Consider the following 12,704-nt stretch of genomic DNA (forward strand, 5'->3'; position numbering starts at 1 on the left):
CAGTATATCCTCAACTGTCATGGCCTCTACTATACTTTTTCGGCAATATTAAAAGCTGACAGATATGAAACATGGATATCGCTTCCCCAGTTACTCTCCAGCACTGACCGCAAACTTTGAAATACAAAATTCATCTTCTCCGGGTCTTGTATCCGATAGAATGACAAAGTACTCAAAAGCGTCATATAATCATCTATATTATAGGTAACTTCACACAGCAAATGTCCTGAAACTAAGCCCTTAAACATACCTGAATCGATGATATCCTGCCCAAATCCTCTGATTATTTCTGCTTGAGTTTCCATCTGCTCGTAAGCTGGAATAGACACGCCCTGACTCTGATAAACTTGATGCAATGCTTGATAAACCTCATAAGCGGGTTGAGGCATCATGTTCCAAAGCAATATTAAATAACCGTTTTCTTGCAGAGCAGCAGCAGCTTTTGGATACTTAATTTCCGGTGGAATCCAATGCCAAGAATTTGCTGCTAAAACCGCATTGAACCTCTGAGTTTCTAACTGCCACTCTTCAAATGAAGTGTTCCTAATCTCTACATTTGGATACTGAGCGCAGTTTTGTCGCACTAGCTGGTAAAATGTTTGGCTAGGCTCAATACAGAGCATGGAAAAACCGAGTTCTGCAAATGCGATCGTTGCATTTCCCGGCCCACATCCCACTTCCAGAATAGTGGCCTCCTTTTCAAGTTTGGCTACCTCTACAGCGCGATAAATTAGCTCTTTAGGATAGCGCGGTCTTGCCTTGTTGTAGGCATCTGCGAATTCGCTATACCAGTTTTTTCTTTGTGCCAAATCTTTGCTGTAACAGCTTTTCACCAAATCTTCGTCTTTCATATCTGAATACTGAAAAAATTTTGTAATTATACATATTATATATGTTTCAACTTGTGGATAATAAAACTATGTACCAATGGTCAACCTTATCGGGAGTTTACGAAGGCAGCGATTTCACTTTTTATGGTGATGAAGCTTGGAAATGCTCATTCCATCTGCATTGGGAAGATACAGGTCGAGTAACCGGTTCTGGGTATTTCACCGCAGGAGAAGATTTTATCGGGGAAAATGACCAAGAGCGGGTTGATGTCGTCATTTTGGGGCAAATGACCCAAAAAGGCAATCTCTATGGAATAGTGGTTGCTCCTAAGCGATTTGAAAAAGGAGTTTGTTGGACAATCAATTTAGAGGTAGATTTTGAAAAAAGGGAGTTAGACGGAGAAGTACTTTATGCTGAAGATGCTCTTAGCGAAGGAGAACCGGGCTCGATGTTTCTCAAATATCAACGTGACTTCTAATACCAGTTTCAAAAATGTTTGGAACGCCTTTAGTTTTAGTAATCGCAATTTGTGAAACTCTTGTGGGGCGGGCATCTTGCCTGCCCTATTTATACAACTCTGCCGCATTGATTTTTAAAATGGGTATCTTCTCCAGACTACCCATCTACTACAGTCAGTAAACTATTGTTACCTAACCCAACAATTAACCGCCTGCCTGCCAAAACATTGAAATCGGGATAATTCTCAAAAATCCAACGATTCAGAGGTCTTTCGACTAAAGTTTCCAGCAAAGTTTTAATTCGCCGACCGCCAAACAATAAATTATCAGATTGCTGCATATTCAAACTCAAAACTTCCAGAACCGAAGTCTGAAATAGTAGCAGCAGACGATATTTATCCCAGGCAGATTCAGCCAATTGCCGCAGAAACTTCTCCCCAATTTTCCAGACAAATTCAGGACGCAGCAAGTCAAACACCACAATACTATCACCCAGACGGTTTAGCAATTCAGCGCGACCAATCCTACTGGTGAAATGCCAGTGAACTTCCGAGCGAAAATGAGTATCCACCTGAGCATAAGTAAAGGAATTGACACCTTGCTTTTGCACTTCTGTCATAATGCCATTACGAATAATCGCCCCCGTCTGAGGGTCGGTCAAATCAGAAGCACCAATATTACTGGTGAAAATAATCACCGTTTGATTGAAATAAACTGTTTGCCCTTTTCCATCCGTGAGACGACCATCTTCCAGAATTTGGAGAAACTTATCCAGAACTTTGGGATGAGCTTTTTCAATTTCATCAAATAACAAAATGCTGTAAGGACGTTCCAGGATGCGATTAGTTAATTGTCCGCCTTCTTCGTAACCAACAAAACCGGGAGGCGCACCCGCTAACTTTTCCGCCGCGTGTTCTTCTTTGTACTCGCTCATATCATAACGAGCAAATGCTTGTTCGTCTCCAAAAATCAGACGGGTGAGAGATTTAGCCAACTCGGTTTTACCGACACCGGTAGGGCCAACAAAAAAGAAAATTCCTTTCGGTTTGCTATTTCGACCGCTGACATTGCTGAGACTGATACCCACTTTGGCGCTAGTTAATAAAGTGGTGACAGCTTCTACAGCGCGGGGTTGTCCAATCACAGATTTCGATAATTCTTCCCTGGCATAAGCAATTTTATCTGCACTTATATTCTCAAAAGGTTCATCCCGTTGCCCGAATTTGTAGAAGTCTACCAGGCGCAATACTGTTTTGGGAGTGAGGGGAATGCTTTCTCGCCAAGAGGTATGACGAATAGCTTCCAAATCCATTGTTTGAAATCCTTCTGTCAAAGCCGCAAATTCTTCGGCGGCGAGTTCCAAATCGGAAGGTTGTTGGGGAGTGGCACGTTGGACATTTAATAAATGTCCGCCATAAAATCCCTGCTGTCCGAAGCGGAGAATAAACTGAAGTCGTTCTTCTTTATTGGGACGAGTAACTTGTACTAAAGCGACAAAAGGATTGCTAGTATAAAACCAAGGCGGAACACGCCGGAGGTCGCTTGCTAGGAGAATGAGGGTGTTGCGATAGCCGATGAGATTGCCTTCTCGAATTACAGCAGCTTCCAATGTGCATTTTTTCAGCAACATTAATAAATGACGTTCATCTACTAGATAACGTTCGGGATCGGCTGTTAGCATATCACCTAAATCTACAATTGCCGCTACTGTCGTTTTCGGCTGGGAAATTACAGCTCGTAAATGACCAAAAGCAACTTCTGGCGACAGGTAAGTGCTGGTCAGTCGTTGCACCACTGTGCCGGGATTGGCGCGGGATGGGGCTTGCATGGGGTCTGCCGTTGCGGGTGCGGCGGGAGTGGCGGACTGTCCCAAGCGTTCCAGTTGCTGTTCTGCCAGTCGCTGGCGTGCCAATTCGTCAAACAATTGGCGCATTTCTGACTGGGGAAAGGTCAGACCATCCACGGGGTCATAACGCACAATCAGGTCAAATCCCAAGTTGAGGAAATAGGCATTAAGAAATTCTGCGATGCCGTGATAACTGCCTTGCCAAAGAAATTGATCGTGAATGTTGCTGTATAAAATGATGTGCTGGCGGCGATAGAGGTGTTTTTCAAAGTCTTGAATCCAACGGGCTGAAATTGGGAACATGGGGAACTCACTGAAAATGGGGAGATGAAGGAGATGAGAAAGTCATTTCTTTCTCTACTTCCTTTACTTTTCAAAAAATAGGGTTTACACCACAACTATGGGAGAGTCTATACTAAACATAGCTGTAAACGAACAGGATGCGATCGCAGAATGTAACTTTCTGGTTAGTGCGATAAGTTTTAGTTGTCCGATGGATGCAATGATTATTGTTCGAGCCCTCGGCGTTTTTTATGGTAAAATAGTGAAATGGCTTTTGGAGGAAAAACTATCTGACCGGAAATGGAATTAAAATTTGAGTGGGATGACCAAAAAGCCAGTAGTAATTTGAATAAGCATGGTGTCAGCTTTGAAGATGCTAAAAAAGTCTTTGCCGATCCCCTAGCTTACATTTTTGAAGATCGATCGCACTCGGTTGAAGAACGGCGGGAAATAATTATCGGACATGACCTAAGTTATCGCTTATTCTTAGTCTCTTTTACTGAAAGGTCAGGTGTAATCCGTATCATCAGCGCTCGTCTTGCAACTAACAAGGAACGAAAAGATTATGAGCAATACTCCAAATTCTAACTACCAAAACTCGGCTGAAGATGACCTACTCCCAGAATATAACTTTGATTATAGTCAAGCTCGTCCTAACCGTTTTGCTGCCCAAAAGAGTCAACCTCCCATAACAGTTACTTTAGATGCTGATGTGGCGGAAGTTTTTACAACATCAGAAGCAGTCAATCATGCACTTCGTACTATTTTATCTGCAATTCCCAAAACGGTTGATAAATAATGAAGGCAGGTAGGTTCAATATAATTCGATTCTTGTTCCTGACCGAAAAAAGCCGTTTCAAGCCTACCATTGAAATGGGAATCCTCAAAAAAATTTTCCGCATATTGTAGAGACGTTTCATGAAACGTCTCTACAATTTTCAAGGCCCAGCCAATCCAAATTGCTTAACTACCTCCAAAGGTAGGTCTAGTAACTCTGCAATTTCCTCATCGCTTAAGTCATGCTGCCGTAATTTATCAATTTTTTGCTTCTTTGTTTGTTGGTTGTTGCTGTGCTGCAAGTCAGGAGTTGCAGGCTGACTTTTATCTGGGGTAGGATTGGGCTGCTCGGAACCTACTTTTATACATCCAATTATATTCTTAATACTACTACTAATGCTACTCTTATCAAAAGATATATTCAAATTTGATTGCCGTTCTAGGATAGATTTAAGATGTTTTTTATCAACAGTTTCACCAAAAATATCAGATAATAGTCGCCAAAGCTCGAAACCTACTTCCTTAGTATGACCAGTCGTACAATTATAATCTTTAGCAATATCAGAATACTTTTGCCGCTTCAGCGTTCCCTCGATAATTCCCCGTTGCAAGTCATTTAGACGTTTCCCTGTCTTAGCGTAGACAACTTCGTCTACGAATTCCAATACCTCGCGACTATCCATAAGTGAGGATGTGAGAGAACTGGGGTTATTATAGCTGACTTAATCCTCCCTAATCCACCTTTTTCCGCCTTGTGTTTAAATTTTACAAAAATTTAAGAAATATCCACCTTTTTCCACCTTTTTCCGTCTTTTCAGGTTGGGTAAGAGGGGTCTAGTATATAGTTCAGCCTTACCGGGAAAACCCAATGCAGAACATTAGCTTGTCAGAAACGCAGCTAAAGGATATTTTCACGGATGCTCTTGCTCAAAGGCAAAGAGACGTAGATAAACGCTTTATAGAAAATGTGCGCTCCCTATGATATTTGGTTATATTTTCTGTCTGAACTTAATACCTAGTTCTTTAATTCTTGGGTCTGTAAATGCGTTCGGAATTCTGTGGTCAGGTATTCTATGGATGATAGCAGGATTCATTGCTGGTGTGTTAGCCGCTATACCCATATGCGCTATACGTGTTTCCTCTTCTAACTCTAGCCCAGAAAAAGAACAAGAGCTAGTTGTAAGAACAGCTATTTTTGTAGTTGGAGTGCTTACGTTGCTTGGGTTGTTAGTCGGTGCATATCAAGAAGTAATTAAGCAAACACAAAGTAACAGGTATGGCTATCTTCCTGATAAGATTCAGCAAAGCTACCTAATAAGCGAAGTTCTACCTACTGAATATCGTGATTAGTCAATTTGTTCAACTTTCAGGATAAGGGTAAGCAATTATGTCAGTGTTCGATCAAAGTAATCAACAGGTTTGCTCTCAATATAATGCTGCTGGCAATATCAATTTTGGTAGTGCCCAAAGCCAAGTTGATGTAATTAGTGAGATGCAAAAAATTCAGGATGAAGTTAGAAAAGCTGTTCAATCTGGTGCTTTAGATGAAGAGATAGCGATCGATGTTGAATCCAACCTCAAAAAGGCTACAATTCAGGCACAAAAACCTGAGCCAGACAAGAAAACAATACAAGAATATCTCGATCGAGCGAAGAAATTGCTTGCAGGCATAGCATCGGCAGCAGGTCTTGTAACAGCTTTGTCTGAAGCAGCTAAGGCAGTGGGTATGTTGTTTTAATTTTTGACAAAACCAGCACAAGTTAGCGCAATGACTTACTACGACCAAAATAGCCAGAATGTCAATAAGCAGTATAATGCTGTTGGTGATATAAACATCACCAACCCTGTGTCTGCTAGCAAAAGGAAAGCCGAAATTAGTAAGGAAATTTCTCATGTTAAAACTGAGATGATTCCAGTTGAAGTCGAAGTTGAAAAGTTGAAAAGCGAGTTGTGGGGCATTATGTTTTTCTACCTGCCAGCAAACTTATCTACGGAACTACTTCTAAATTCAGAAAAGATAATAGAAGACGAGATGTTGATGCTCCAAGTGCAACTTGAGTCTATGAGAAGGGGGCCTGATGGCAAAGCAGAGGCTATCAAGGCACTCAGAGATAAATATAAACGTAAAAACTCTGAATTAAAATCTCGAAAAGAACACTTAAACGCTCTAGAAAACGAACTGAAATACCTGAGTTATAAAGATGTAGTTACCGATATTGCATCTGCGATTAAATCTTTTTTGGAATAACTGTTGCATATGAAATGTGGTAAGTATGGTAGTGTACTAAAAGCACCCATCTCTCTGTTGAGTTCAGTAAAAGTAAATCTAACTTTATCAACCATGAATCGCAGCTTTTTCCTCTGCTAATGCCTTCGCTAAAACAGCAGCAGCTTCAAAAGAGTCATGCAAGTTAGGAATAGATATTTTATCTCGATCGCCTAATGGGATTAGATTTGCATTTTTGAGAAGTTCAGATGTCAAAAAATGAAGGAGTAGGAGCCGATCGGTGTGAGATAGTTCCTTCACAAGAGGTAGAAGTTCAGTAAGAGGCATAAAATCTCCTAAGCTAGCTGAAAAAATTGGATTCTATCTATTGTAAGCTGTTCAGCTTGAATGTATTTTAGCATTTTGCACCGAAATCAAATGGTACGTCCTTCGATCGCTACTTGAATTATGCTAAACTTTTATTAAAGCCTTTCAGCACTAGCGAACCATGAGTATTACCGTAACTCTTAGTCCAGAAGCAGAAGCAAAGCTGTTTGAAGAAGCTGCCAGACAGGGAAAAGATGTTTCTACTGTTGCTGCTGAATTATTAGTTAAAATCTTGGAGTGGGAAGCACAAGATTACGCAGAAGCGATCGCAGGTATCCAGCGCGGATTAGACGACTTTGCAGCAGGGAAATCCCGCTCATTTGAGGTATTTGCAGAAGAACAACGTCGTAAATATAACCTACCATAATCTATCAGCTAAACAATGAAGTATCATATAGAGATTTCAAGTGTGGCTGAGGTTGAAGCGGATAGAGCATTTTTGCGGATGTCTCAAGCTACATCAATTGAAAAAGCAAATCAGTGGTATGCAGGACTATTAAAAGCGATCGAGTCTTTATCACAGATGCCAAAACGTTGTTCTCTGGCGCGAGAAAATGATTATTTCAGCAAAGAAATTCGACAACTGCTCTATAGTAAAGGGCGCTATCGGATTCTTTTTACCATTATTGAAAGTGATAAAGTCTCTATAGTTCGGGTTCTGCATATTCGCCAAGCTGCACAACAAACTCTTGGTGAAACTCCAGAGGAGTCTGGTGAAACCTAACAGCTAGCATCATAATTTTAGCATAGAAAAGAATTTGAAGATGACTGCTCAGATATATGGACTTTGCGGCAGGTAAGTCTCGCTCTTTTGAGGCGTTTGCAGCAGAACAGCGTCGTAAATATAATCTACCATCTGACCAATGAAGTATCTTATTGAGATGTCAAGTATAGACTTTGCCTTTCTCCACGACAATGATGCGATCGCAATCTCTAATTGTGCTGAAGCGATGCGCTATTACAATACAAGAACAACCGCGTCGCCGCAGATTGCGATCGATAATTAATTCGGTTTCCGTATCCAAAGAACTCGTCGCTTCATCTAACACTAATACTGAAGGATTCATCACCAAAGCTCTAGCAATTTCTAACCGCTGGCGTTCTCCCCCACTAATATTTGTGCCTGCTTCGGAAATTTCGGCGTCGTATCCTCCCGGCATAGATAAAATGCGCTCGTGAATTGCTGCATCCTGACAAGCTTGCACTAAGTTTGCTTCCGGAACGGTTGAGTTCCATAGGGTAAGGTTTTCTCGCACAGTTCCTTTAAACAAAAAGATATCTTGTTCCACCATTGCGACTGAGTTTGCTAACATCAAGCGAGGAATTCGATCGCGAGGAATACCATCAAACAGAATCTCACCCTGCCAAGGTGTATATAAACCTGCAATCAACTTGGCAATTGTCGATTTACCAGCACCGCTACCGCCAATTATTGCCACCCGCTGTCCGGGTTTTAAGCTTAAGTTAAAGTTTTCAATCAACGGAGATTCCAGACGATTATAACCAAAGGAAAGATTGCGTAACTCAACATAACCTTGCAGTTTGGGTGATTGGGGACTGGCGAAAGATAAAGCATTATTCTCTCTTTCTACTTCGGGATCGACAGGATTTTGCCAAATATCATCAAGGCGTTCTAAATCGGCTTCTAGTAGTTGCAAAGTACTGCCAAAATTCACCAAACTATTCACTGGCCCCAGAAAGCTACTGACTAAACTTTGATAAGCAACTAGCATCCCAACAGTCAGGCTACCTTCCATCACCCGCAAACCGCCGAATCCTAAGAGAGCCATGCTTGCCAGGGAACTTAAAATTGTTGGTAATAATGTTAAGATTTGACTCTGTAAAGCTAATTCTTGCTGTGCGTTGATCGCTTTAGTATTGTATCCGGCAAACTTAGCAAATAAATCGGAATCAAGACCGGAAGCTTTGACAGTTTCGAGGGATTGAAGACTGTCAACAATCGCGCCTGAAACTTTACCGCTTTCTTGGCTAATCCTTAAGTTGGCATCAACCCGAAAACGGCGTATTACTTGCAAAGTAATAATATTAACTGCGGCGAAACAAACTGTCATCAGTGTCAGCACTTTGTCATACATAACCATGAGAATGGCGTAAAATACCAGCATCACGGTATCGATAATTGTGGTAGAAACGCTATTCAATACATTGACAACTTTGCCATTAAGTGCAACGCGGTTGGCGATTTCTCCCGCAAAACGCTGAGCGTAAAATGTCACTGGCAAACGTAAAATATGCCAAATAAACTGTCCTGTCATCAGTGCCGATAGCTTAATTGTCAGGCGTCGTATGTACATTAGCCGTAATCTAGATAACAAACTCTGAAATATGGCTGTAACTATCATCCCTAACAATAAAGGTCGCAACCAATTATCGCGACCTTGCACGAGGATTTCATCTGTAAAAATTTGGCTAAATGCTGGCAATGCTAAGCGGGGAAATGTGAGAAGCAATCCGGCAAAGATGGAGAATAAGACTGCATCGTAGGAGTTTTTCAGGCGGGAGTGTAAGGAGAAAATTATATTGCGCTTTTGGCCGCCTTTTTTGAATTCTGGGCCTGGTTCTAAAACTAATACAATACCAGTGTAAGCTTGAGAAAATTCTTGTTTAGATACGCGGCGGCGTCCGCTGGCTGGGTCGTTAAGATAGACGCGATCGCGCTTAAATCCCTCCACTACCAAAAAATGATTGAAGTTCCAAAACACAATATAGGGAGTTGGCAAGTCCATTAACGCCTCTAGTCCTTTTTTATAGCCTTTTGCCTGCATTCCGTAGTGTTTGGCAGCTTTGAGCAAATTGGAGGCGTTACTACCGTCGCGAGATACGCCGCATTCTTGACGGAGTTCTGTTAAAGGTACAATGCGATCGTAATAAGCTAGAATAATTCCCAACGCAGCAGCACCGCATTCCACTGCTTCCATTTGCAGTACTGTCGGAGTTTTAACGATTTTGGATTTTGGATTTTGGATTTTGGATTTTATCTTTGGGGTTATCATATGTTATTATTTATCAATTATTGTTAATTGAATAGGACTGACGCAAAGAAACCGGGTTTCTCTGACAAATCATTGGTTTCTCAACTAGATATCTACTCAGAAACCCGGTTTCTGGCCTTCAAATCTGAAATCTAAAATCTAAAATTTGAAATCAATTAATTCCGCTCCATTCGCGCAAAAAGGGTAAGATAAATTCTATTGGTGCGCGTTTGTCTACTGTAACTTGTACTGTGGTAGTAGTTCCAGTAGATATTTTTAAATCGGGTGGGCCTTTGGAAGAAGACCATTCATAGCCGCTAAAGTTGGCAGGATTTTCTTTTAGTTTAGCCCAAACTTCTATCTGAGATTCCTTGGATTGAGACATCAAACTTTCTACTAACTCCGGATTGCCGATCGTACTGGCAGCACCCTCCTTAGTAACGGGAAAAGGCGACACAGAAATAACAGTACCGACAATACCGCCAAATCTTTCTCGCTTCACAGTAGTAGGTGTAATTTGCATAGCCATTCCCGATTTTACTTGCTTGCCATCTTTAATCCCAAAATAGGTAATAGCTAATAAAGGTTCGTTGGGTTTTTCTATCTGGATTGAACCGATGCGAGTACCGGGATTAACAACTTGTCCGCCAGTAACTGTCAGTTCTAATATACATCCACTATATGGAACTTTAATCGTGCTATTAGTTTGAATTTGTTGCTCTAATCGTTTAATTTCCTGTTCACTATTCAAAATTTGGTTTTTCCTGGTGTTAGTAGCTTCCAAGTTTTGCTGTTCCAAGCTTTTGTCCTTGGTATCGAGTTCTTTTAAATTTGTTTGGATTTCGGATATTTTATTGAGGTTTTCCAAATATTTTTGTTCTGCTTCCGTTTGTTGAAGATCTAATTGCTTTAATTGAGTTTGAATTTCGCTGATTTTACTGAGGTTATCCAGATAACCTTGTTCGGCTTGTGCTTCATCGACATCTAATTGCTTCAATTGGGTTTGAATTTCGGAAACACGCTGGAGACTGTCAGTATATTCTTGTTCTGCTTCCAAGACTCGATCGGCTGCGATCGCACCTTCGTTCAGTAGTTCTTGGCGTCTTTTGACCCTTTCTTGTAGAATGGGAGCTTTTGCTTGTGCATCTCGCAATCGTTGCTGCAAACTTACACGCTGTTGTTTGATAGAATCGCTTCTTTTATTCTTAAGTACAGGCGTTAAAGTCTGCATATCTTGGAGACGTTTTAGTAAATTTTCTCGCTGCTGTTGAATAGAAACAGTACTTTCTGTTTTCAGCAAAGGCGTTAAAGCTTGCGTATCTTTGAGGCGTTGTTGCAAGCTAGTTCGCTGTTGCTGCAACTCGGCTTTTTCTAATTGACGGCGTTGCAGTGCGATCGTCGTAGCTTGCAAATCCTGCCTTTGCAGTTCTTGCAATTTCGCAACTTCAAGCTGCCGTTTTTGCTTTAACTCCAGCGGGTCAACTACTGCAAGAATCTCTTCTGGATCGTTAATATCATCACCATTATCTTTTTTAACGCAATCTCCCACTTTTACTTTTAAGTCCTGAATCTGTCCCGATATGGGGGATTGAATTTCTACTACCTGGCGCGATCGCAGAATAACTCCTTGACCGCTGACGGTGATGGGAATTCTGCCAAAAATACTCCAGAATAGAGCAACGAACACCAATCCACCTAATGCAGTTAAAGGTAGCCAATCTTGAGGATTGACTACTTGCATTAGCTCATCCAGACGTTCCGGTGAAGATAAACGATTTAAAGATTCCTTCCTAAAAATATTTTTCTTTTCTTCAGTCATTGAAACAAGTGAAAACCTTAATAATAATTATTACCGCTTACACGTCTTGCCATCCAGTTAAATCTGGTTCCTGCCAGTGCTGTTTGTTGTAACATATCGAGATCTAATTCTCCCTCATACTCAATATCTCCATCGAGATCCGTATTTTGAGCGTAGCCGTGCCGGATTAAACCACCGCGCAATCGATCGGCTAAAACTACTGCGATCGCACGATAAAATCGAGCAGCAAACTGCATATCCTGTTTTAGTTTAGCCGCTAATTGCTGCTGAGGAATAGCTAACAAAAGCGATTCCTCAAATGATGCAACCGTAGCAGAAGCTTTGCCAGTTTCTACAAAAGACATTTCTCCCACAATTTCGCCACTTGATAATTGATTAATATCTTTGGTGACTCTGCTATTTCCTTCACCAAGAGTAACAGAAACTGCTAATGTTCCATCTATCAAAATGTACACAGCTTCCACAGGTTCTCCTTGTTGGATCAGAATTTTACCCGCAGAAGCATTTACCTGCATCCCACTTTCAATCATCCAATCGATGTCGCTATCATCTAGTATGGCAAAAACAAATAACACTTTTCTCAGAGGCGGTTCGGAAATAACTTTGTTTTTAACTAACAGTGCTGAAACTCGGCGTAACTTATGGGAAAGCTGTGCCGAGATAGTTTGATAAAAACGAGCTGCAAAACCTTCATCTTGCTGAATTTTATTTTCCAATTGCTGAAAAGACAAAATCAGCAAATTAGCCTTTTCTGTTGCCTTAATCGTTGTTAAAGCTCGCTGATTATCTACAAAAGATATTTCCCCTACTATTTCACCACTTGCTATCGTGGCAATTTCCCGCTCGCTCCTATTATTTTCCTGTTCTGAAGAAGAGACAAAAACTGTTAATGTACCTGCCAATAAAATGTACAGTTCGTCGATCGGCTGTGTTTGGCGAATCAGGATTTCGCCCTTAGCTATGCTTTTTGTAATGCCCGTTGCATTGATCCAATCGAGATCGCGATCGCTCAATACACCTAACTTAGAAAGTGATAGTTTCATATGCGGTCAACCAACTTTATATTTGAGGTTTAAGATTGTAGATTGACCCCCTGAACGGTTAC

Annotated in this window: 16 protein-coding genes; 9 read left to right on the forward strand and 7 right to left on the reverse strand. The window is 41.1% G+C overall.

Features of this window, described 5'->3' with window-relative positions:
• Positions 1-29 precede the first annotated feature (29 nt).
• Positions 30-851, reverse strand: coding sequence for a class I SAM-dependent methyltransferase (locus H6G03_RS12665; protein ID WP_190464731.1), 822 nt, complete (start codon positions 849-851; stop codon positions 30-32).
• A gap of 41 nt (positions 852-892) precedes the next feature.
• On the opposite strand from H6G03_RS12665, the gene H6G03_RS12670 reads away from it, so the two are divergent.
• Positions 893-1,309, forward strand: a complete 417-nt coding sequence (locus H6G03_RS12670) for a hypothetical protein (RefSeq protein WP_190464732.1) — start codon at positions 893-895, stop codon at positions 1,307-1,309.
• 137 nt (positions 1,310-1,446) lie between these two features.
• On the opposite strand, the gene H6G03_RS12675 is transcribed toward H6G03_RS12670, so the two are convergent.
• On the reverse strand, positions 1,447-3,438 hold the full coding sequence (locus H6G03_RS12675; protein ID WP_190464733.1) for an AAA family ATPase: 1,992 nt from the start codon (positions 3,436-3,438) through the stop codon (positions 1,447-1,449).
• 97 nt (positions 3,439-3,535) lie between these two features.
• Between H6G03_RS12675 and H6G03_RS12680 the strand changes: the two genes are divergently transcribed.
• The 3 genes from H6G03_RS12680 to H6G03_RS12690 are packed head-to-tail and all read left to right on the forward strand — an operon-like array spanning position 3,536 to position 4,216.
• The gene (locus H6G03_RS12680) at positions 3,536-3,727 is read left to right on the forward strand and encodes a hypothetical protein (RefSeq protein ID WP_190464734.1); all 192 of its coding nucleotides are present in this window, start codon (positions 3,536-3,538) and stop codon (positions 3,725-3,727) included.
• Positions 3,718-4,005, forward strand: coding sequence for a BrnT family toxin (locus H6G03_RS12685; RefSeq protein ID WP_190464735.1), 288 nt, complete (start codon positions 3,718-3,720; stop codon positions 4,003-4,005). Before H6G03_RS12680 ends, H6G03_RS12685 begins: the two co-directional genes overlap by 10 nt.
• Entirely contained in the window at positions 3,983-4,216 is a 234-nt protein-coding gene (locus H6G03_RS12690) for a hypothetical protein (protein ID WP_190464736.1), read from the forward strand. Before H6G03_RS12685 ends, H6G03_RS12690 begins: the two co-directional genes overlap by 23 nt.
• A gap of 139 nt (positions 4,217-4,355) precedes the next feature.
• Here H6G03_RS12690 and H6G03_RS12695 read toward each other — a convergent pair whose 3' ends face one another.
• Positions 4,356-4,877 carry a hypothetical protein gene (locus H6G03_RS12695; protein WP_190464737.1) on the reverse strand — a complete coding sequence of 174 codons (522 nt, stop codon included), beginning with the start codon at positions 4,875-4,877 and terminating at the stop codon, positions 4,356-4,358.
• A 394-nt stretch (positions 4,878-5,271) separates the two neighbouring features.
• On the opposite strand from H6G03_RS12695, the gene H6G03_RS12700 reads away from it, so the two are divergent.
• Genes H6G03_RS12700 through H6G03_RS12710 form a run of 3 tightly spaced genes read left to right on the forward strand, consistent with a single transcriptional unit; the run spans position 5,272 to position 6,442 of the window.
• Entirely contained in the window at positions 5,272-5,544 is a 273-nt protein-coding gene (locus H6G03_RS12700; protein ID WP_190464738.1) for a hypothetical protein, read from the forward strand.
• A 37-nt stretch (positions 5,545-5,581) separates the two neighbouring features.
• Entirely contained in the window at positions 5,582-5,932 is a 351-nt protein-coding gene (locus H6G03_RS12705) for a hypothetical protein (RefSeq protein WP_190464739.1), read from the forward strand.
• A 30-nt stretch (positions 5,933-5,962) separates the two neighbouring features.
• Positions 5,963-6,442: a hypothetical protein gene (locus H6G03_RS12710; RefSeq protein WP_190464740.1), complete on the forward strand. Its 480-nt coding sequence runs from the start codon at positions 5,963-5,965 to the stop codon at positions 6,440-6,442.
• An 87-nt stretch (positions 6,443-6,529) separates the two neighbouring features.
• Here the strand turns inward: H6G03_RS12710 and H6G03_RS12715 are convergent, their stop codons facing one another.
• Complete coding sequence (locus tag H6G03_RS12715) at positions 6,530-6,748, reverse strand: hypothetical protein (protein WP_190464741.1); 219 nt, start codon at positions 6,746-6,748, stop codon at positions 6,530-6,532.
• Positions 6,749-6,908: 160 nt separating this feature from the next.
• Here H6G03_RS12715 and H6G03_RS12720 point away from each other — a divergent pair, with 160 nt between their 5' ends.
• Both H6G03_RS12720 and H6G03_RS12725 read left to right on the forward strand, forming a co-directional pair.
• Positions 6,909-7,154, forward strand: coding sequence for a hypothetical protein (locus tag H6G03_RS12720; protein WP_190464742.1), 246 nt, complete (start codon positions 6,909-6,911; stop codon positions 7,152-7,154).
• Positions 7,155-7,169: 15 nt separating this feature from the next.
• Positions 7,170-7,511, forward strand: a complete 342-nt coding sequence (locus H6G03_RS12725; RefSeq protein WP_190464743.1) for a type II toxin-antitoxin system RelE/ParE family toxin — start codon at positions 7,170-7,172, stop codon at positions 7,509-7,511.
• A 160-nt stretch (positions 7,512-7,671) separates the two neighbouring features.
• On the opposite strand, the gene H6G03_RS12730 is transcribed toward H6G03_RS12725, so the two are convergent.
• The 3 genes from H6G03_RS12730 to H6G03_RS12740 form a co-directional block, all read right to left on the reverse strand.
• Entirely contained in the window at positions 7,672-9,801 is a 2,130-nt protein-coding gene (locus H6G03_RS12730) for an NHLP family bacteriocin export ABC transporter peptidase/permease/ATPase subunit (RefSeq protein ID WP_190464744.1), read from the reverse strand.
• Positions 9,802-9,952: 151 nt separating this feature from the next.
• Positions 9,953-11,599: an NHLP bacteriocin system secretion protein gene (locus tag H6G03_RS12735; RefSeq protein ID WP_190464745.1), complete on the reverse strand. Its 1,647-nt coding sequence runs from the start codon at positions 11,597-11,599 to the stop codon at positions 9,953-9,955.
• Positions 11,600-11,616: 17 nt separating this feature from the next.
• On the reverse strand, positions 11,617-12,642 hold the full coding sequence (locus H6G03_RS12740) for a cyclic nucleotide-binding domain-containing protein (protein WP_190464746.1): 1,026 nt from the start codon (positions 12,640-12,642) through the stop codon (positions 11,617-11,619).
• Between the last annotated feature and the right edge of the window lie 62 nt (positions 12,643-12,704).

This window comes from Aerosakkonema funiforme FACHB-1375 (assembly GCF_014696265.1).
Lineage (GTDB): Bacteria > Cyanobacteriota > Cyanobacteriia > Cyanobacteriales > Aerosakkonemataceae > Aerosakkonema > Aerosakkonema funiforme_A.

Excerpts from the sequence above, each read along its gene's own strand:
- H6G03_RS12740 (WP_190464746.1), bottom strand. The coding sequence starts at position 12,642 with ATGAAACTATCACTTTCTAAGTTAGGTGTATTGAGCGATCGCGATCTC.
- H6G03_RS12720 (WP_190464742.1), top strand. The coding sequence starts at position 6,909 with ATGAGTATTACCGTAACTCTTAGTCCAGAAGCAGAAGCAAAGCTGTTT.
- H6G03_RS12670 (WP_190464732.1), top strand. The coding sequence starts at position 893 with ATGTTTCAACTTGTGGATAATAAAACTATGTACCAATGGTCAACCTTA.
- H6G03_RS12710 (WP_190464740.1), top strand. The coding sequence starts at position 5,963 with ATGACTTACTACGACCAAAATAGCCAGAATGTCAATAAGCAGTATAAT.
- H6G03_RS12715 (WP_190464741.1), bottom strand. The coding sequence starts at position 6,748 with ATGCCTCTTACTGAACTTCTACCTCTTGTGAAGGAACTATCTCACACC.
- H6G03_RS12675 (WP_190464733.1), bottom strand. The coding sequence starts at position 3,438 with ATGTTCCCAATTTCAGCCCGTTGGATTCAAGACTTTGAAAAACACCTC.
- H6G03_RS12730 (WP_190464744.1), bottom strand. The coding sequence starts at position 9,801 with ATGATAACCCCAAAGATAAAATCCAAAATCCAAAATCCAAAATCCAAA.
- H6G03_RS12665 (WP_190464731.1), bottom strand. The coding sequence starts at position 851 with ATGAAAGACGAAGATTTGGTGAAAAGCTGTTACAGCAAAGATTTGGCA.
- H6G03_RS12700 (WP_190464738.1), top strand. The coding sequence starts at position 5,272 with ATGATAGCAGGATTCATTGCTGGTGTGTTAGCCGCTATACCCATATGC.
- H6G03_RS12735 (WP_190464745.1), bottom strand. The coding sequence starts at position 11,599 with ATGACTGAAGAAAAGAAAAATATTTTTAGGAAGGAATCTTTAAATCGT.
- H6G03_RS12725 (WP_190464743.1), top strand. The coding sequence starts at position 7,170 with ATGAAGTATCATATAGAGATTTCAAGTGTGGCTGAGGTTGAAGCGGAT.
- H6G03_RS12695 (WP_190464737.1), bottom strand. The coding sequence starts at position 4,877 with ATGGATAGTCGCGAGGTATTGGAATTCGTAGACGAAGTTGTCTACGCT.
- H6G03_RS12690 (WP_190464736.1), top strand. The coding sequence starts at position 3,983 with ATGAGCAATACTCCAAATTCTAACTACCAAAACTCGGCTGAAGATGAC.
- H6G03_RS12680 (WP_190464734.1), top strand. The coding sequence starts at position 3,536 with ATGGGAGAGTCTATACTAAACATAGCTGTAAACGAACAGGATGCGATC.
- H6G03_RS12685 (WP_190464735.1), top strand. The coding sequence starts at position 3,718 with ATGGAATTAAAATTTGAGTGGGATGACCAAAAAGCCAGTAGTAATTTG.
- H6G03_RS12705 (WP_190464739.1), top strand. The coding sequence starts at position 5,582 with ATGTCAGTGTTCGATCAAAGTAATCAACAGGTTTGCTCTCAATATAAT.